Below are 18,564 nucleotides of genomic sequence, written 5' to 3' on the forward strand. Positions count from 1 at the left end.
TCAGATGGCCGGGACGGTCACGCGTGCAGGGGGTTGGCGAGGGTGACGTAGACGGACTGGGCCTCGACCGGGCCGACGAGTTCGTCCAGGCCGTGCAGCCGGGTCAGCAGGTTGGCCTTGCACCGCAGGACGGGTGAGTCCAGCAGGTGGGCGGGCAGGGAGGTGCGCAGCCGGGCCGGACCTGAGGCCACGTCGCCGAGGAAGCGCCGGAAGGCGGCGAGGAGCAGGCGTTCGTCCGCCAGGCGCTGTGAACCGAACGCCCCGATGAGGCCGAACACGTTGTTGACCGCCAGGTAGTAGACGAAGCGCTCGTCGGTGACGTCGTCGGAGACGAACGTGTCGCTGTGCTCCCCGATGCCCGGCAGCCGGGCGTCGAGTTCGGCCCGCCGTGAGGCACGGAAGTAGTAGCCCTGGTTGTCGCGGTAGCGGCCGCCCGCGGGCCAGCCGTCGGCGTCCAGCAGGAGCAGGGTGTTCTGCTGGTGCGCCTCCAGGGCCACGCCGGCCTCCGCGTCCAGCCACAGCACGGGACGTACCACCTGCTCCAGGTACCGCAGGAACCATTCCACGGCGACGGCCCCGCGTGGCCGGCCGGTGCGGGCGGCGAGGCGGGTGATGACCTCGGCGAGCCGGGACCGCATGGCGGGACCGCACGTTCGCGCGCGGGCTGTCCCGGTGCCCGGTCGTGTGCGGGGGCGCGGCGCGACGAATCCGGCCAGGCAGGAGACGTCGTCCGTGGGGGCGAAGGGGTTGTGCCGGATGACCACGTCGACTCCGGGAACGGGCCGTCCGCCGGGTGCGTCGACGGCGATCCAGGCGGGGTCCCGGACGATGTCGAATCCCGGGTGCGCGGCCCGCCACCGCTGGGACAGGCCGGTGCGCAGCAGGCGGTGGACCTCGACGCCCCGGTGGAGTTCCTTGCGGAGGTTCTCCCGGCGGGAGTTGGTGATGCGCAGGCCGAGCGACAGCTTGAGCATGGCCGGTGCGCCGGTCCGGTACACGGTTCGTACGGAGGAGGTGGGGTGCCAGGGGGCGCCGTGGGGGCCGAGGTCGCGGAGCAGCCCGGCGTTCAGCAGGGCTGCGGTGTCGGGGCGGTTGTGGATCTCGCGGAGTTGCCAGGGGTGCAGCGGCAGGGCCGCGTGTCCCTCCGGGAGGGGCAGTGGGCCGCCGGCGAGGCGTGCGGTGAGGTGGGCGGCGGCGACGGGGCGGCCGCGTTCGGTCCAGGCCGAGTCGGTGGCCAGGACGCCGGGGGCGACAGCCATCCAGTGCAGGGGGAAGGAACCGCGGGTCTCCGGTGAGTACCGGCGGGCCTCGGACGCGCGGACGCCTTCGCGGCTTTTCGGGGTGGGGTGCAGCGGGTGCCCGAGGAGTAGTGCCTGTTCCGCGGCGAGGAAGAGGTCGGGGCCGTCGGCGGGGTGGTCGCGGCGGTCGCGGAGGAAGAGGGCGACGCGCCGGGTGGAGTCGGCGACCCGGACGACGAGGTCGGCGCTGCCGCTGAGGTCGGTGGCGGGCGTGCAGGCCTGGTCGCCGCCCGCCGACACCGCCCGCTCCCCGCGCTCCGTCACGCGCGCGTGGCGCGTGCCGTTCTGACTGCCCATCGTCGTCTCCCCGGCCCCTGTGCCGCTCTGCCTGCCCAGTGCCTCCCTGGCGAGCAGCGCGGCGATCGTGACCGCGTCGGCCGGTGGGGCGTGGTCGGGGGCGTCGGCCAGGCGGGGCGGGCCGAAGCGGTGCCAGCCCGTGGGGGACCAGTAGGAGACGGGGGCGAGCAGAGCCGTGCCGCTGGTGGGCAGGGGGATGCGCAGGACACCGTCGTCAGGGGCGCACAGGCCGGTCTCCCGTACCCAGCAGCGCAGCAGGTTCTCCACGGTCGCCGCCTGCGCCGCGAGGTGCGGGTCGGGGTGCTCCAGCAGGTCACCGGCGTCAGACATCAGCCCCGCCCGCGCCGCTTGTCTCGGGTGGGGGACCGACCGCCCGGCCGGCTGAGCAGGGGCCTGTGTGCCTGCTGACGGGCGGGCCCGGTCATGGGGTGGGGGGATGGTGTTCAAGGCGGTTCCTCGCGGGGTCGTTCCGGGCCTGCGGTCCGGGCCGGGCGTGGTGCCGGGCCAGGCGTGGTGCCGGGCCGGGTCAGCGGACGTGCTCGTGCGTCGCGCTGGTGGCGGCTGTGTCCGGCCGGCAGGCGTGTTCCGTGGCTGGGAGGCGGCTGGTACGGCTGTGCGCTCAGCGCCGGTCGTTCCGTCCGCTCGGCGCCGGGCGGGAGTGGCGCGGGTGACGCGCCGGGTAGGCGTGCGGGTCTCCCGCGTGCGTGCGGGCCACGGCCTGGACCGCGTCGGCCAGTCGGTCGAGCACGGCGGCAGCCTGCTCGTCGGTGATCGTCAGGGGTGGGAGCAGCCGGACCACGCTCGCGTGCCGGCCGCCGAGTTCGACGATCAGCCCGCGCCGCAGGCACTCCCGCTGGACGGCGGCGGCGAGCTGGGGGGCGGCCGGGCGGGGTCCGGATACGGTGTCCGGCCCGGCCGGCAGGTGAGCGCGGGTGTCGCCGGGAGCCACCGACGGGCCGGCGGCAGCCCCGGGCGTGTCCGGATGGCCGTCGCCTGAGCCACTGGCCGGCTCCGCGCCCGCCTGGTCCCCTTCCGGATCCACCAACTCCACCCCGATCATCAGCCCTCTTCCCCGGACGTCACCGACGCAGGGGAACTCCTCCGCCAGGGCGCGGAGTCGGGTGAGCATGGCGGCTCCCAGGGTGGCCGCGCGTTCGGAGAGGCGGTTCTCGCGGACGTAGGCGAGCGTCGCCGTACCCGCGGCCATGGCGAGCTGGTTGCCGCGGAACGTCCCGGCGTGGGCGCCGGGTTCCCACACGTCCAGGTCCTCGCGGTAGACGACGACGGCCAGCGGCAGGCTGCCGCCGATGGCCTTGGACAGCACCATCACGTCGGGGATGACGCCGCTGTGCTCCACGGCCCAGAAGGCGCCGGTGCGCCCGACTCCGGTCTGGATCTCGTCGGCGATCAGCGGGATGGAACGCGCGGCCGTGATCTGCCGCATGCGGCGCAGCCAGGCGTCCGGGGCGGGAATCACGCCCCCCTCCCCCTGAACCGGTTCCACGATCATCCCGGCCGGCAGCGGCACGCCCGACTTGGGATCGTCGAGGACGGACTCGGTCCAGCGGGCGGCGAGTTCGGCTCCGCGCTCCCCGCCGACGCCGAACGGGCAACGGTAGTCCTGCGGGTAGGGCAGGCGGGCCACGCGTACGTCGTGGGCGTGGCCGGACGCCTCGAGCGCCCCTGCGGTCATCCCGTGGTAGGCGCCGGTGAAGGCGATCATCCCGGTCCGGCCGGTCGCGGCCCGGACGAGGGTGAAGGCGGCCTCCACGGCGTCCGTTCCGGCCGGCCCGCAGAACTGCACGCGCGCGTGGTCGGCGAGCCCGGGCGGCAGGGTGCGGAACAGCTCGGTGATGAAGGCGTCCTTGACCGGGGTGGCCAGGTCCAGGACGTGCAGGGGTGCGCCGGAGTCGATGACCTTGCGGATGGCCTCCAGGACCACGGGGTGGTTGTGGCCGAGTGCGAGTGTTCCCGCGCCCGAGAGACAGTCCAGGTAGCGGCGGCCGTCGGCGCCCTCGATGGTCAGCCCGCGTGCCCGCACGGGCACGATCGGCAGGGCACGGGCGTAGGTACGGGCCGCGGACTCCCGTGCGGACTGGCGCCGCAGGATGCCCTCGTGCGCGGCTCCCCGGGCCGGGGGTACCTCGTCAACGGCGCACTCGGGGACGGCCTTCCCAGACGGCACAGACGTACGCCCCACAACTCCCCGTCCTCCCACGGTCCTCCCCGCTGTCCCCAGAGGCGCGTCGGCTCGGCCTCTCGCACGGCTACGGGTACGGGGGAACCGCTCACGGACAGCAGGCTCCCCACCGCTACCAACCCCGGACAGCTCACCGGGTTACGGGTTGCGTGAAGATCCTTGCCGCGCGGGAACGCCTGCCGGTCCGGCCGGCGCAGGCCGCGACCGACCCGTCCCTGCTTCCTCCCGGGACGGAAGATCTGGGACGTCCCAGGGCGAAGTGCCAGGTCAGACGGCTTGTATCCGAACCGTTGCCGTTCCGTCGGAACTCCCCCACAGCGAGCGCATAAGGTGTGGTGCCGTCCCGGACAGCTGTGCGGTCGGCCCCAACTCGGTGTGAGAGCAAGGCCGGTGCACGGCTGAAGCACCCATGTACGTTCACAGCAGGGGGAGTCCCATCATGCGATCCACACGGCCGTCGTCCATCGCCCGCCGAAAGAGGGCGGCGCGCCGGAGCCCCTCCCCGGTGCTGACCGCCCTGGCGCTCACCTCGGCGCTCGCGCTCACCGCCACCGCCTGCGAGTCGGGGGACGCGAAGGCGGGCGGCGAGACCTCGGCGTCGGCCACCGCCACGTCCGACGACGGCAAGCTGAAGATCCCGGACGACATCAGGGACCGGCTCAAGGAGCACGGGATCGACATCGACAAGTGGAAGAACGGCGCCTGGAAGAACTGGGACAAGGACGACTGGCTGCGCGAGGCCAACGAGTTCATCAACCCCATCATCGAGGGGCTGTGGGACCCGGACCGTATGCGGAAGGCCGAGGAGCCGGACGAGCAGGCCGTCGACGACAGCGACCTCTCCGGTGACCAGGGCGTGACCGACCCGGAGCCGCAGCCGGTGAAGGCGCAGGCCGTGCCGCCCTCGTACCACGTCAACGCCGCCACGGCGGGCAAGGTGTTCTTCGACTCCCCCGAGGGCACGATGGTCTGCTCGGCGACGGTCGTGAAGGACCCGGCGCACCCCGGCAAGTCCAACCTGGTCTGGACGGCGGGCCACTGTGTGCACGCGGGCAAGAAGGGCGGCTGGTACCGCAACATCGCGTTCGTGCCGTCGTACAACGACCAGGGCATGTCCGCCGCGCAGTTGAAGGACGCCACGCGGGAGCAGGTCGCTCCGTACGGCGTCTGGTGGGGTGACTGGGCGCAGACCTCGGACCAGTGGATCGAGCAGGGCGGTGCGACGGGCGGGGACGGCGCCTCGTACGACTTCGCCGTGATCCACGTGACACCGGAGAAGGGCAGCGGCGGCAAGTCGCTGGAGGAGACGGTCGGTTCGGCGCTTCCGGTCAACTTCAGCGCCCCGGCCGTGCCGCAGGTCCGAAGCGTCACCGCGATCGGTTACCCGGCCGCGCCGCCGTACGACGGGCAGACGCTGTACCGCTGCCAGGACAAGCCGGGACGGCTGTCGCTGAGCGCCTCCGACCCGACGATGTACCGCATCGGCTGCTCCATGACCGCTGGTTCGTCCGGCGGCGGCTGGGTCGGGGCCGGCTCGGACGGCAAGCCCGCGCTGATCTCCAACACCTCCATCGGCCCGGTCCGCTCCGGCTGGCTGGCGGGCCCGCGGCTGGGCACGGAGGCCAAGGGCGTGTACGACTCGGTCAGCAAGAAGTTCGCCGGACAGTGACACGCGGCCGGGCTCCGGCAGCCGGCTGCACCACATGGCGGTGATGTGGCGAACCGCCACGCGCAACCTTCACCACCTCACCGCCGTTCACTCCCCACCCCACGGGCACAGTGGGGTGTCGCGCGCGAGCGGCCGCACCGGCGCTCGGCGTGACCAGCACAGACAGCACCACTCAGCACGCATTCGTACGCTTCAACGGGGGTCATCGCACCATGCGTTCCGCACGTACGTCCGCCGCGCCACGGCGCGGGCGGCGCTCCGTCCTCGCCGCCACCGGGCTCGTCGCCGCCCTGGCACTGACCGCGACCGCCTGCGGCGGTGACACGAACGACAAGGGCGCCGGAGAGCCGGCCGCCGCCACCTCCGAGGCCACCGGCGGCGGCAAGGCCCACCTCCCGGCCGATATCGCCGACCGGCTCAAGAAGCACGGCATCGATGTCGACCGGTGGAGGAACGGCGGCTGGAAGGACTGGGACAAGGACAAGTGGCTCAGTGAGGCCAGGGACTTCGTCAACCCGGTGATCGAGGGCCTGTGGAAGCCGGAGCGGATGCAGTCCGCGAAGGAGGCCGACAAGACCGTCTCGACGAAGGACGCGGCGGCCGACGGCCAGGGCGTCAGCGACCCGGCACCTGCGCCGGTCGAGGCCAGGGCCGAGAAGACGCCCTACCACGAGAACGCCGCCCCGGTCGGCAAGGTCTTCTTCGACACCCCCGGCGGCCCGGCGGTCTGCTCCGGCACGGTGATCAAGGACGTCAACCACCCGGGCAAGTCGAACCTCGTCTGGACGGCCGGCACTGTGTGCACGCAGGCGGTGCGGGCGGCTGGTACCGCAACATCGTCTTCGTCCCGGCCTACAACGACCTCGGCAGGACCGAGGCGCAGCTGGGCAACGCCACCGCCCAGGAGATGGCCCCGTACGGCAACTGGTGGGCGGACTGGGCCTCCACCTCCCACCAGTGGATCAAGGGCGGCTCGGAGACGGGCGGCGCCGGCGCCCCGTACGACTACGCCGTGCTGCACGTGAAGCCCGAGCAGGGCGCCAAGTCCCTGGAGGAGACGGTCGGCGCGGCCCTGGACGTGGACTTCTCCGCCCCGTCCGCGGCCGGGGCGGGCAAGATGGGCGCCTGGGGTTACCCGGCCGCGCCGCCCTACAACGGCCTGAAGATGTTCAAGTGCATCGACGCGCCCGGCCGGCTCTCGCTGAGCCCGACCCTGCCGACGATGTACCGCATCGGCTGCACCATGACGGGCGGCTCCTCCGGCGGCGGCTGGTTCCGGGTGCGAAACGGCAAGACCGTGCTGGTGTCGAACACCTCGATCGGCCCGGCCGACCACACCTGGCTGGCGGGCCCCCAGCTGGGCCGTCAGGCCGAGGCGCTGTACCAGAACATGAGCAAGACGTACGGCGGCCGCTGACCCGGGCGCGGCCCCGGACATGCCGAAGGCCCGCTCCCCGCGATGAGCAGGGGGGCGGGCCTTGCCGCGTGTCAGAGCGCCGGGGCAGGCACGTACGGCGTGAGTTCCGCCGCCAGTTCCTCGTGCACCCGCACCTTGAGCAGGGTGCCCTCCGCGGTGTGCTCCTCGGAGATCACCTCGCCCTCGTCGTGGGCCCGGGCGACCAGCTTGCCGAGCGTGTACGGCACGAGCGCCTCGATCTCCACCGACGGCCGCGGCAGCTCGGCGTCGATGAGCGCGAGCAGCTCGTCGATGCCCTGGCCGGTACGGGCCGACACCGCGATCGAGCGCTTCTCGACACGCAGCAGCCGCTGGAGCGTCAGCGGATCGGCCGCGTCGGCCTTGTTGATCACGACGATCTCGGGTACGTCGGTGGCGCCGACGTCCCTGATCACCTCGCGTACGGCGGCCAGCTGCTCCTCCGGGGTCGGGTGCGAACCGTCCACCACGTGCAGGATCAGGTCGGACTCGCCGACCTCCTCCATCGTGGAGCGGAACGCCTCGACCAGGTGGTGGGGCAGGTGGCGGACGAACCCGACCGTGTCGGCCAGGGTGTACAGCCGTCCGCTCGGGGTCTCGGCCCGGCGCACGGTCGGGTCGAGGGTCGCGAACAGGGCGTTCTCGACGAGCACGCCCGCGCCGGTGAGGCGGTTGAGGAGCGAGGACTTGCCGGCGTTGGTGTAGCCCGCGATGGCGACCGACGGCACCTTGTGGCGCTTGCGCTCCTGGCGCTTGATCTCGCGGCCGGTCTTCATCTCCGCGATCTCCCGGCGCATCTTCGCCATCTTCTCGCGGATCCGGCGCCGGTCCGTCTCGATCTTGGTCTCACCGGGGCCACGCGTGGCCAGGCCGCCGCCCTTGCCGCCGCCCATCTGCCGGGACAGCGACTGACCCCAGCCTCGCAGCCTCGGCAGCATGTACTGCATCTGCGCGAGCGCGACCTGCGCCTTGCCCTCGCGGGACTTGGCGTGCTGGGCGAAGATGTCCAGGATCAGGGCCGTACGGTCGATGACCTTGACCTTGACGACGTCTTCGAGGTGGATGAGCTGGCCCGGGCTGAGCTCACCGTCGCAGATGACGGTGTCCGCGCCCGTCTCGAGGACGATGTCGCGCAGCTCCTCGGCCTTGCCGGAACCGATGTAGGTGGCAGCGTCGGGCTTGTCCCGGCGCTGGATGACACCGTCGAGGACGAGGGCACCCGCGGTCTCCGCGAGGGCGGCGAGCTCCGCGAGGGAGTTCTCCGCGTCCTGCACGGTTCCCGAGGTCCACACGCCGACGAGCACGACCCGCTCCAGGCGGAGCTGGCGGTACTCGACCTCGGTGACGTCCTCGAGCTCGGTGGAGAGGCCCGCCACGCGGCGCAGAGCCGCGCGCTCGAAGCGGTCGAGCTGGTCGCCGTCCCGCTCTCCGTCGATCTCGTGGCTCCAGGCGACGTCCTCTTCCATCAGGGCATCGGCCCGAAGGCCCTCGGGGTAGGTGTGCGCGAGGCGCTTGGTGTCCTGGGAAGGGGAAGAAGAGGAGGTCATTGGGTCCTTACGTCGATGGGAAACCGTTCTGCGGCGACGGAGCGGAGCTTCGGGTGCCTCGAGCGGGCCTCCAGTGGCCCCGGAGGGGTCGGAGCTGTTCCGTCACTGTCCACAACGCGCGAGTACCCCGGGAGATTCCCGGTGTGCGTCCCGTGCCGCGCGGACCTGACGATGGTCGCACGGCACGCCCCGTCTCGTCACCGTGTTATCGCCCGCCTGCCTGGCCGGCCACCCGGCCTTTCCCCCTCGGCGGCCCGTTCGGCCCAGTACCTCACCGGCCCCGGCCCCCCGTGCCGTCCCCAGCCGCCTTCACCGCCGCCCCACCCGACTTCCAGTCCGGATGCCCCGGCATCGGCGGCGTCTTCTCTCCGTAGAGCCACCCGTGCAGGAATCCGCCCAGGTCACGGCCGGCGACCTCGGAGGCGAGCCGGATGAAGTCGGCGGTGGTGGCGGTGCCGTCCCGGTGATGGCCGACCCAGGCGCGCTCCAGACGCTCGAAGGCCGGGCGGCCGATCTCCTGGCGCAGGGCGTACAGGACCAGTGCGGCACCGTCGTAGACGTTCGGCCGGAAGATGCCGATTTTCTCCCCCCGCTCGGGCGCCTTGGGGGCCGCCGGCGGTCCGCCGGAGGCGCGCCAGCCGTCCGAGGCGCCGTACGCGGCCTTCATGCGCGCCTGAATCGGCTCGCCCGCCTTCTCCTCCGCGTACAGCGCCTCGTACCAGGTGGCGTGTCCCTCGTTGAGCCACAGGTCGGACCAGGTGCGGGGGCTGACGCTGTCGCCGAACCACTGGTGGGCCAGCTCATGCACCATGATCGACTCGACGTACCACGCCGGGTAGGCGGGGTCGGTGAACAGCTGCCGTTCGAAGAGGGAGAGCGTCTGCGTCTCCAGTTCGAAGCCGGTGGTGGCGTCGGCCACGAGCAGGCCGTACGTCTCGAACGGGTAGCGGCCGGCCTTCCCCTCCATCCAGGCGATCTGGCCGGGCGTCTTCTTCAGCCAGGGTTCGAGCGCGGCGCGGTGCCGGGTGGGGACGACGTCCCTGACGGGCAGGCCGTGGGGGCCGCTGCGGTGCAGGACCGTGGAGCGGCCGATGGAGACCTGGGCGAGTTCGGTGGCCATGGGATGCCGGGTCCGGTAGGTCCAGGTGGTCGTGGTCCCGGACCGGTCCACGCCGGCCGGAAGGCCGTTGGCGACGGCGGTGTGGCCGTCGGGCGCGGTGACCCGGATGGTGAACAGCGCCTTGTCGGAGGGGTGGTCGTTGCAGGGGAACACCAGATGCGCGGCGTCGGCCTGGTTGGCCATGGCGAGGCCGTCGGCGGTGCGCACCCAGCCGCCCTCCCGGCCGTCCGGGGCCACGGGGTCGCTGGTGTGCCGCACGGTGATCCGCATGAAGTCGCCCGCGGAGACCGCGTCCCCGGGCGTGATCACGAGGTCCTCGCCGGCGGTGCGGAACGCCGCGGGGTCGCCGTCCACCTCCACGGAGCTGACCGTGCCGTGCGCGAAGTCGAGGTTGACGTGCTCCAGGTCGGCGGTGGCCCGGGCGTCGATCGTGGTGACCGCCTGCAGGGGCTTGCTGTTGGTGCCCGGGTAGCGGAAGGCGAGGTCGTACGCGGCCACGTCGTATCCGGGGTTGCCCAGGTACGGGAAGAGGCGGTCACCGACCCCGAGCGGGACGGCGGGCGCGCTCGCGGCGACCAGACAGACGGACACGGCGGAGGCCAGCAGCGCCGCGGCCGCCTTCCGGCGGCGGGGGCGTGGCGCGGGGAGGTGGGGGGTGAGCAGCATGCCCCACGGCTACCAGCCCGCGTGGACACCACCGCGACGGCGCGCGCCCGGCCCACCCGAAACGGGGACCCCGTCTGCGCCGGGTGCCGCCCGTCGGCGGCGTGTACGCCGACCGGATCTACGGCTCCGGCTGCTGCCGGGCCCGGCTCACGTCGTAGACCCCGGCCACGTTCCGCATCGCCCGCATCAGGGCGGGCAGGCGGGCGGCGTCGGGCAGCTGCACGGTGTACGTGTGGCGGACACGCTGCTGCGTCGGCGGCTCCACGGTCGCGGAGACGATCTCGGCGCCGGCCAGGGCCATCGCCTCGGTGAGGTCGGCGAGCAGATGGGGGCGCACGAACGATTCGGCGACCAGGGTGACCCGGCACTCGGTCGTGTCTCCCCAGCGCACGCCGGCCTCCGGGCGCCCCGCGTTCTTCATGCGCGCCACCGCGGGGCACTCCACGCGGTGCACGGTGACCACTCCTCCGCGGACGACGAAACCGGTGACCTCGTCGGGCGGTACGGGCGTACAGCACCCGGCCAGCCGTACGGTCGTGCCCGGCGGGTCGACGAGCACGCCGGCGGCGACCGGCCCGGGGGCCGGGCGGCCTGCCGGCCCGTCGCCTGCGGCGCCCGGCCCGGCGGGCGCGTCCGCGGTGAGGGAACGGAAGGGCGTCAGGGACTCCTCGGGCCCGGCGGAGGCGTCCTGCTCCGGGTGCGCGGTGAGCCAGCGCTGGATGGCGATCCGCGCGGCGGGGGTGTGGGCGTGCTCCAGCCACTCCCGGGACGGCCCGGCGGCCGGGTCCTGCCCCATGAGGAGCTGCACGGTGTCACCGTCCTCGAGCACGGTGCTCAGGGTCGCCAGGCGGCCGTTGACGCGGGCGCCGATGCAGGCGTGCGCGTCCTCGCCGTACTGCGCGTAGGCGGCGTCCACGCAGGTCGCCCCCTCGGGAAGGCCAAGGGTGCCGCCGTCGGGCCGGAAGACGGTGATCTCGCGGTCCTGGGCGAGGTCCTCGCGCAGGGTGGACCAGAACGTGTCGGAGTCGGGTGCGGCCCGCTGCCACTCGAGGAGCCGGGAGAGCCAGCCGGGCCGGGTGGGGTCGGCGCGTTCGCCGTCGGCCGGGTCGTCGGGGGCGGGGGCATAGGGGTTGCCGAGGGCGACGACACCGGCCTCGGCGACCTTGTGCATCTGGTGGGTGCGGATGAGCACCTCGACGACCTGGCCGTCCTCGCGGGCGACGGCCGTGTGCAGCGACTGGTACAGGTTGAACTTCGGTACGGCGATGAAGTCCTTGAACTCCGAGACGACCGGGGTCATGCAGGTGTGCAGTTCACCGAGGACGGCGTAGCAGTCGGCGTCCTCGTGGACGAGCACCAGCAGACGGCCGAAGTCGGCACCGCGCAGCCGGCCGCGTTTGCGGGAGACGCGGTGCACGGAGACGAAGTGCCGGGGCCGGATGAGGACTTCGGCCGGGATGTCGGCCTCCTTGAGGACACCGCGCACCTCGTCGGCGACCTCGGCGAGCGGGTCGTCCGCGCGGGAGGCGTTCTCGACGATCAACTGCCGGGTGTGCTCGTACTCCTCGGGGTGCAGGATCGCGAAGACCAGGTCTTCCAGTTCGGTCTTGAGCGCCTGGACGCCCAGCCGTTCGGCGAGCGGGATGAGCACGTCCCGGGTGACCTTGGCGATGCGTTCCTGTTTCTCGGGGCGCATCACGCCGAGGGTGCGCATGTTGTGCAGCCGGTCGGCGAGTTTGATCGACATCACGCGCACGTCGTTGCCGGTGGCGACGAGCATCTTGCGGAAGGTCTCGGGCTCGGCGGCGGCGCCGTAGTCGACCTTCTCCAGTTTGGTGACGCCGTCGACGAGGTAGCGGACCTCCTCGCCGAACTGCTCGCCGACCTGATCGAGCGTCACGTCGGTGTCCTCGACGGTGTCGTGGAGCAGGGAGGCCGTCAACGTGGTGGTCTCCGCGCCGAGTTCGGCGAGGATCAGGGTCACGGCGAGCGGATGTGTGATGTACGGCTCGCCGCTCTTGCGCATCTGGCCGCGGTGCGAGGACTCGGCCAGGACGTAGGCGCGGCGCAGGGGTTCGAGGTCGGCGTCGGGGTGATGGGCGCGGTGGGCCTCGGCGACATGGCTGATGGCGTCCGGCAGCCGGTCGCGCGCGGCCGGGCCGAGCAGCGCGGCGCGGCCCAGGCGGCGCAGGTCGAGCCGGGGGCGGGCCTTTCTGCGGGGCGCGGTCGGCACCACCGGGCCTGGGGTCGCGGGGTTCGTGGCATCCGCACTCATGGGCACCTCCGGCTGCGTGGACCGGCGGACGGGGTGCCCCCGGGCGTACGCGGCTCAGGGGTAGGGCGACCGGATCCCCCGTCCGGGCCGGTGCTTGATGCTACCGAGCCCAGCACGCCCGGCTGACCGCCTCTCGCCGAGCGTGAAACGGATCACCCATTCGAGCGACGTAGGAGAGGTTTGTGGTTGCGCGCCTGGTGACATGGGGCGACCGGTGGGTGGCGGACCGTCAGGTCCCGCCGGTCTCAGGCCTTGTCGCGTGCCGCGCTGTGCAGCCACTCCGCGTCGATCTCGCCCTCCGCGACGATCACCGCGGGGCCGGTCATCTCGATCTCGCCGTCGGGCCGTTCGGTGATGACCAGGGTGCCGCCGGGCAGGTCCACGGTGTACGTGACCGGGGCTCCCGTCACGGCGGGGTCGGCGCCGTCCCTGCGGGCCGCGGCGACCGCGACGGCGCACGCGCCCGTGCCGCAGGAGCGGGTCTCGCCGGCGCCGCGCTCGTGCACGCGCATCGCCACGTGTCGCGGACCGCGGTCGACCACGAACTCGACGTTCACACCGTCCGGGTAGGCGGCGGCCGGGCTGAAGGGCGGCGGGGCGTACAGGTCGCCCGCGTGCGCCAGGTCGTCCACGAAGGCCACCGCGTGCGGGTTGCCCATGTTCACGTTCCGCGCGGGCCAGCTGCGCTCGCCGACGCTGACCGTGACGTCGCCCTCGGGGAGACGGGCCCTGCCCATGCCGACGGTGACGTCACCGTCCTTGGCGAGGTGCACGGTCTTCACGCCCCCGCGTGTGGCCACCGCGAGGTCGCCCTCGGTGACGTGCCCGGCGTGCTGGAGGTAGCGCGCGAACACCCGCACCCCGTTGCCGCACATCTCGGCGATCGAGCCGTCGCCGTTGCGGTAGTCCATGAACCATTCCGCCTCGGCCGCCAGGTGCCGGGCCTCGGGATGCGCGGCGGACCGCACCACGTGCAGCAGCCCGTCACCGCCGATGCCCGCTCGGCGGTCGCACAGCGCGGCGACGGCGGCCGGGGGCAGGTCGATGACGTTCTCGGGGTCCGGGACGATCACGAAGTCGTTCTCGGTGCCGTGCCCCTTGAGGAAGGCGATCCGCGTGCTCATTCCTCGATCGTACGGGGTGCGTACGACAGTGCGGACGCGGGCGTCAGCCGCGCAGCCGGGCCACTCTCCACACCGCCAGGACGACCACCGCGACGACCGTCACCACGTAGGCGCCGACGATGCGCCAGTCGGCTCTGCGCCCGGAACCCCGGGGCGGCAGGCCCGGCCAGGTGTGGCCCACCCGGCGGGCGGCCATCATGCCCCAGCCGGCCGCACAGGAGCAGATCAGCAGCCCCAGCATCGCGATCACGGCCCCGCTGTCGCCGAAGTCGAAGGCGAGGGGGAAGGCGAACATCAACGATCCGACCGCCGCCAGGCCCACGATGGGCGCGAGCTGCCACAGGCGCAGCCGCCGCTGCGGCCGCAGCTCCACCTCCACCTCGCCCGCGAACATCTCCTCGGGCTCGGGGCCGTCGGCGGTGACACCGCCCTGGGTGTCGTCGGGCCCGTCGGGGCTCAGCCGCTCCCCGTCCTGCTCCGGTTCACCCTGGTCGGCGGTGAGGTACTCGGTGTCTTGTGCCGTGTCGCGAGGGCCGGCCTCCATCGCCACGCGCCCTCCCAACTAGGACTCCACTTGGTCGATCGAAGCTCGATGATGGCATGGCAGGACGGGCCTTGATGGCGGCCTGGGCGTCCCGATGCCATCACGTGATCAGGCTGTAACCGGTCGTTCGACCAACGACAGCGCGAGCTGCGGCAACTCGGCCCGGTCCGCCGCGGCCCCACTCAACCAGTGCACCCGCGGATCGCGCCTGAACCACGAATCCTGGCGGCGCGCGAAGCGTTTGGTGGCACGGACGGTCGCCGCCCGCGCTTCCTCCAGCGTGCACTCACCGGCGAGCGCCGCGAGCACCTGCTGGTAGCCGAGCGCGCGCGACGCCGTACGCCCCTGGCGCAGTCCCCGCGCCTCCAGTGCGCGCACCTCGTCGACGAGGCCGGCCTCCCACATCCGGTCCACCCGGCGCGCGATGCGCTCGTCCAGCTCGGGACGCGCCACGTCGACGCCGATCTGGAGGGTGTCGTAGACGGAGTCGTGGCCGGGGAGGTTGGCGGTGAAGGGCTTGCCGGTGATCTCGATCACCTCCAGGGCCCGGACGATACGGCGGCCGTTGCTCGGCAGGATGGCGCGGGCGGCCTCCGGATCGGCGGCGGCCAGCCGGGCGTGCAGCGCTCCGGAGCCGCGCAGGGCCAGCTCCTCCTCCAGGCGGGCCCGGACTTCCGGGTCGGTGCCGGGGAACTCGAGGTTGTCGACGGCACCGCGGACGTACAGCCCGGAACCGCCGACCAGGATCGGCCAACGGCCCTGCGCGAGCAGGGCGTCGATCCGCGCCCGGGCGAGGCGCTGGTACTCGGCGACGGACGCCGTGACGGTCACGTCCCAGACGTCGAGGAGATGGTGCGGGACGCCACCGCGCTCCTCGGGCGTCAGCTTGGCGGTGCCGATGTCCATCCCTCGGTAGAGCTGCATGGAGTCGGCGTTGACGACCTCGCCGCCGAGCTGCTGGGCCAGGAAAACGCTCAGATCGGACTTTCCGGCCGCGGTCGGTCCGACGACGGCGATGACGCGGGGGGCGGGGGGTGCGCTGCTCACCGGCACAGTCTCCCAAACCTCGCACGGTGACCTCGAACGAGTTACGTGACGGCGTGTGCCCGGGGTCGTTGCCCGTTGCGAGGTTCCTGCCGCCGGATCGCAGAGGTGGTGCCCGGCCGGCGCGAACGGACGCTCCCCGAGCTCTCGGGTGCGCGCCGGCAGGGGGACCCATGGCGACGCGGGATGTCACCCGCACGAGTAACGTTGGAGTGGAAATGGGCGTTTTTGCATGGCTTCTCCGGAGGTCGAAGGCCACGGAGGAGGCGCCGGCGGCGCAGGCTCGGGCCGACGCGCCGGACGCCGCCGGGGCCGAGACCGGTGAGAAGCCCGGGTCCGCGGAGGCGAAGGGATCGTCCGAGGCTCCCCAGGCGGCGAAGCCGGCGGCGCAGTCCGCCGAGGCAGCCGGCACCGAGGCCGTCGAGATCCCCAAGCAGCAGTCCACCGAGGAGGCGGCGGACAACGAGGCCGGCGAGGGCGCCCGCACGTAACTGTCCCCGCGAGGGAAGGTGAACCATGGGTCTCCTGGACAACGTGAAGGCCAAGCTGGGCCCCGCCAAGGGCAAGGTCTCCGACCTCGCGCTGCGGCACGAGGACAAGCTCCAGCACGGTCTGGACAGGGCCGCCCAGGTCGTCGACAAGAGGACCAAGGGCAAGTACAGCGACAGGATCCACAAGGGGACGGGCAAGGCCAAGGAGGCCATGGACCGACTCGCGCACAAGGGCGAGGGCGGCCCGGACGCGGGCGGCACACCGGCGCAGGCGGCACCGCCACCGGACGCGGGCGGCACACCGCCGTACACCACACCGCAACCGGACACGGGCGGCACACCGCCCCACACCACACCGCAACGGGACACGGACACGGCCACGCCGGAGGCGGGCGGCACCCCGCCGCCGGCCGCACCCCCGCCGGGTTCCTGAAGGGCGTACCGACGGACGGCCGCGGAGCACAACGGCTCCCGGCCGTCCGCCGTTGTTCGCGCAAGCCTTCCCCGGCGTACCGCTACGACCAGGTGGCCACGACGTACCCCACCCCGTACGGCGCGTCCTCGTACAGCAGCGCCCCGGCGAGGTCGGTCCCCTCGGCGGCGCCCGCGAGGACCTGCCAGGGGGCTCGCCCGGACACCTTCAGCTCGCGGGCCAGCCGCGTGTCCAGCGCTTTCAGGGCGGCCACATCCGCCGTGCCCAGCGCCCGCGTGACCGCCGCGTCGAAGGGCTCGGCGCGCTCGTCGAGGTACCCGGGCGCCTTGAGCGTGCGGCAGGCGCTGGCGTCGCCCATCACCAGCAGCGCCACCCGCCCGGCCCGTGCGCCGAGCTCCCTGCCGGTGCGGACGCACTGCTCGGGCGGGAGAAGCTCTCCCACGCCCAGCCCCTCGACGGGGGCGTCGGCCCACCCGGTCCGCTCCAGCAGCCAGGCGGCCACGCTCAGGGAGTACGGAAGCCGCTTCTCGCCGCCCACGCCGTTGTCCGCGCCGAGGCGTACGTCCAGGTCGATGCCGAAGCCCTGGAACGTTCCCCGGGTGCCTTGTGGGTACTCCTCGCGCTCAGCGCTGGGCGTGGGCCCCACGACCACCAGCCGGTCGGGCCGGGCGGCGGCGAGCACGCCGAGCGCGTCCGTGCACGCGGCGCGCGCGGCGTCCAGCTCGGGCGCGGCGCCCGCGGCGACCTCGGGGACGAGCAGGGGCGGGCAGGGGCAGATAGCGGCGGCGACAAGCATGATCGGCAGCGTAACCCGGGGTCCGGACGGTTCCTGCGGGGCGGTGCCGTGGGCGCCGTCCCGCAGGGTCCCGCCGTCCGGCTCAGTCGCAGCCGCAGCCGCTCGCCGCGACCGGCAGCGGCTCGGGCGCGCCGATCTTCGGCAGGCCCAGCATCACACCCGCCGGCTTGGCCTGCTCGGCGGCGTTGCGCTTCTCCCAGGCGTCGCCCGCGCGCGTGCGGCGCAGGTGCAGCACGGGGCCCTCGGCGAGGAGGTGGTGCGGGGCGGCGTAGGTGACCTCGACCGTCACCACGTCGCCGGGTCGCACCTGCTGCTCCGGCTTGGTGAAGTGCACCAGGCGGTTGTCGGGGGCACGGCCGGAGAGGCGGTGGGTGGTGTCGTCCTTGCGGCCCTCGCCCTCGGCGACCATCAGCTCCAGGGTGCGGCCGACCTGCTTCTTGTTCTCCTCCCAGGAGATCTCCTCCTGGAGGGCGACCAGACGCTCGTAGCGCCGCTGGACGACCTCCTTGGGGATCTGGCCGTCCATCTCGGCGGCCGGGGTGCCGGGGCGCTTGGAGTACTGGAAGGTGAACGCCTGCGCGAAGCGGGCCTCGCGCACCACGTGCAGGGTCTGCTCGAAATCCTCCTCGGTCTCGCCGGGGAAGCCCACGATGATGTCGGTGGTGATCGCCGCGTGCGGGATCGCCTCGCGCACCTTGCGGATGATGTTCAGGTACCGCTCCTGGCGGTAGGAGCGGCGCATCGCCTTGAGCACCGTGTCCGAGCCGGACTGGAGCGGCATGTGCAGCTGCGGCATCACGTTCGGCGTCTCGGCCATGGCGGCGATGACGTCGTCGGTGAAGTCGCGCGGGTGCGGGGAGGTGAAGCGGACGCGCTCCAGGCCGTCGATGGTCCCGCAGGCCCGCAGCAGCTTGCTGAAGGCCTCCCGGTCGCCGATGTCGGAGCCGTAGGCGTTGACGTTCTGCCCGAGCAGGGTGATCTCGCTGACGCCCTCGGCGACCAGGGCCTCGATCTCGGCGAGGATGTCGCCCGGGCGGCGGTCCTTCTCCTTGCCGCGCAGGGCCGGGACGATGCAGAAGGTGCAGGTGTTGTTGCAGCCGACGGAGATGGACACCCAGGCCGCGTACGCGCTCTCGCGCCGGGTCGGCAGGGTGGAGGGGAACGCCTCCAGCGACTCGGCGATCTCGACCTGTGCCTCCCGCTGCACGCGCGCGCGTTCCAGCAGGACCGGCAGCTTGCCGATGTTGTGGGTGCCGAAGACGACGTCCACCCAGGGCGCCCGCTTCACGATGGTGTCGCGGTCCTTCTGCGCCAGGCAGCCGCCGACCGCGATCTGCATCCCGGGGCGGCCGGCCTTCTTGGGGGCGAGGTGGCCGAGGTTGCCGTACAGCTTGTTGTCGGCGTTCTCGCGGACCGCGCAGGTGTTGAAGACGACGACGTCCGCCTCGCCGTCCGAGCCCTCGGGGGCGCGCACGTAGCCCGCCTCCTCCAGCAGCCCGGCCAGCCGCTCGGAGTCGTGGACGTTCATCTGGCACCCGTAGGTGCGTACTTCATACGTGCGTGTGCCGCCCACTGACTGGCTCCGGTCGATGCTGCTCATGGGACAAGGGTAGGCGGTCCGCGGG

Annotated in this window: 13 protein-coding genes and 1 pseudogene; 4 read left to right on the forward strand and 10 right to left on the reverse strand. The window is 72.9% G+C overall.

Features of this window, described 5'->3' with window-relative positions; all coding sequences use genetic code 11:
- Positions 1–17: 17 nt before the first annotated feature.
- Together AB0K80_RS23830 and AB0K80_RS23835 are read right to left on the reverse strand one after the other, a co-directional pair.
- Positions 18–1,925 (reverse strand): IucA/IucC family protein, encoded by a 1,908-nt coding sequence (locus tag AB0K80_RS23830; protein ID WP_365672799.1) that lies wholly within the window; start codon positions 1,923–1,925, stop codon positions 18–20.
- A 289-nt stretch (positions 1,926–2,214) separates the two neighbouring features.
- Positions 2,215–3,705 carry a diaminobutyrate--2-oxoglutarate transaminase family protein gene (locus tag AB0K80_RS23835; RefSeq protein WP_365672890.1) on the reverse strand — a complete coding sequence of 497 codons (1,491 nt, stop codon included), beginning with the start codon at positions 3,703–3,705 and terminating at the stop codon, positions 2,215–2,217.
- A 529-nt stretch (positions 3,706–4,234) separates the two neighbouring features.
- Between AB0K80_RS23835 and AB0K80_RS23840 the strand changes: the two genes are divergently transcribed.
- Positions 4,235–5,464, forward strand: a complete 1,230-nt coding sequence (locus tag AB0K80_RS23840) for a hypothetical protein (protein WP_365672800.1) — start codon at positions 4,235–4,237, stop codon at positions 5,462–5,464.
- Between the two features lie 212 nt (positions 5,465–5,676).
- Positions 5,677–6,881 (forward strand): annotated as a pseudogene (locus AB0K80_RS23845) (hypothetical protein).
- 71 nt (positions 6,882–6,952) lie between these two features.
- Here the strand turns inward: AB0K80_RS23845 and hflX are convergent.
- From hflX to miaA, 6 genes are all read right to left on the reverse strand, one after another.
- Positions 6,953–8,446, reverse strand: coding sequence for a GTPase HflX (hflX, locus tag AB0K80_RS23850; protein ID WP_365672802.1), 1,494 nt, complete (start codon positions 8,444–8,446; stop codon positions 6,953–6,955).
- 271 nt (positions 8,447–8,717) lie between these two features.
- Positions 8,718–10,232 carry a M1 family metallopeptidase gene (locus AB0K80_RS23855; RefSeq protein ID WP_365672804.1) on the reverse strand — a complete coding sequence of 505 codons (1,515 nt, stop codon included), beginning with the start codon at positions 10,230–10,232 and terminating at the stop codon, positions 8,718–8,720.
- 118 nt (positions 10,233–10,350) lie between these two features.
- The gene (locus AB0K80_RS23860) at positions 10,351–12,507 is read right to left on the reverse strand and encodes an HD domain-containing protein (RefSeq protein ID WP_365672806.1); all 2,157 of its coding nucleotides are present in this window, start codon (positions 12,505–12,507) and stop codon (positions 10,351–10,353) included.
- A gap of 245 nt (positions 12,508–12,752) precedes the next feature.
- Entirely contained in the window at positions 12,753–13,631 is an 879-nt protein-coding gene (dapF, locus tag AB0K80_RS23865; protein WP_365672808.1) for a diaminopimelate epimerase, read from the reverse strand.
- Positions 13,632–13,674: 43 nt separating this feature from the next.
- The gene (locus AB0K80_RS23870) at positions 13,675–14,175 is read right to left on the reverse strand and encodes a hypothetical protein (protein WP_365672810.1); all 501 of its coding nucleotides are present in this window, start codon (positions 14,173–14,175) and stop codon (positions 13,675–13,677) included.
- A gap of 108 nt (positions 14,176–14,283) precedes the next feature.
- Positions 14,284–15,222: a tRNA (adenosine(37)-N6)-dimethylallyltransferase MiaA gene (gene miaA / locus AB0K80_RS23875; RefSeq protein WP_365672812.1), complete on the reverse strand. Its 939-nt coding sequence runs from the start codon at positions 15,220–15,222 to the stop codon at positions 14,284–14,286.
- A gap of 215 nt (positions 15,223–15,437) precedes the next feature.
- On the opposite strand from miaA, the gene AB0K80_RS23880 reads away from it, so the two are divergent.
- Together AB0K80_RS23880 and AB0K80_RS23885 are read left to right on the forward strand one after the other, a co-directional pair.
- Positions 15,438–15,710 (forward strand): hypothetical protein, encoded by a 273-nt coding sequence (locus AB0K80_RS23880; RefSeq protein WP_365672814.1) that lies wholly within the window; start codon positions 15,438–15,440, stop codon positions 15,708–15,710.
- 25 nt (positions 15,711–15,735) lie between these two features.
- The gene (locus AB0K80_RS23885; RefSeq protein ID WP_365672815.1) at positions 15,736–16,143 is read left to right on the forward strand and encodes an antitoxin; all 408 of its coding nucleotides are present in this window, start codon (positions 15,736–15,738) and stop codon (positions 16,141–16,143) included.
- Between the two features lie 82 nt (positions 16,144–16,225).
- Here the strand turns inward: AB0K80_RS23885 and AB0K80_RS23890 are convergent, their stop codons facing one another.
- Positions 16,226–16,939 (reverse strand): class III extradiol dioxygenase subunit B-like domain-containing protein, encoded by a 714-nt coding sequence (locus AB0K80_RS23890; protein WP_365672817.1) that lies wholly within the window; start codon positions 16,937–16,939, stop codon positions 16,226–16,228.
- 82 nt (positions 16,940–17,021) lie between these two features.
- Positions 17,022–18,539, reverse strand: a complete 1,518-nt coding sequence (gene miaB, locus AB0K80_RS23895) for a tRNA (N6-isopentenyl adenosine(37)-C2)-methylthiotransferase MiaB (protein ID WP_365672819.1) — start codon at positions 18,537–18,539, stop codon at positions 17,022–17,024.
- Positions 18,540–18,564 lie beyond the last annotated feature (25 nt).

Origin of the sequence: Streptomyces sp. NPDC052682, assembly GCF_040678435.1 — a bacterium.
Taxonomy (GTDB): Bacteria; Actinomycetota; Actinomycetes; order Streptomycetales; family Streptomycetaceae; genus Streptomyces.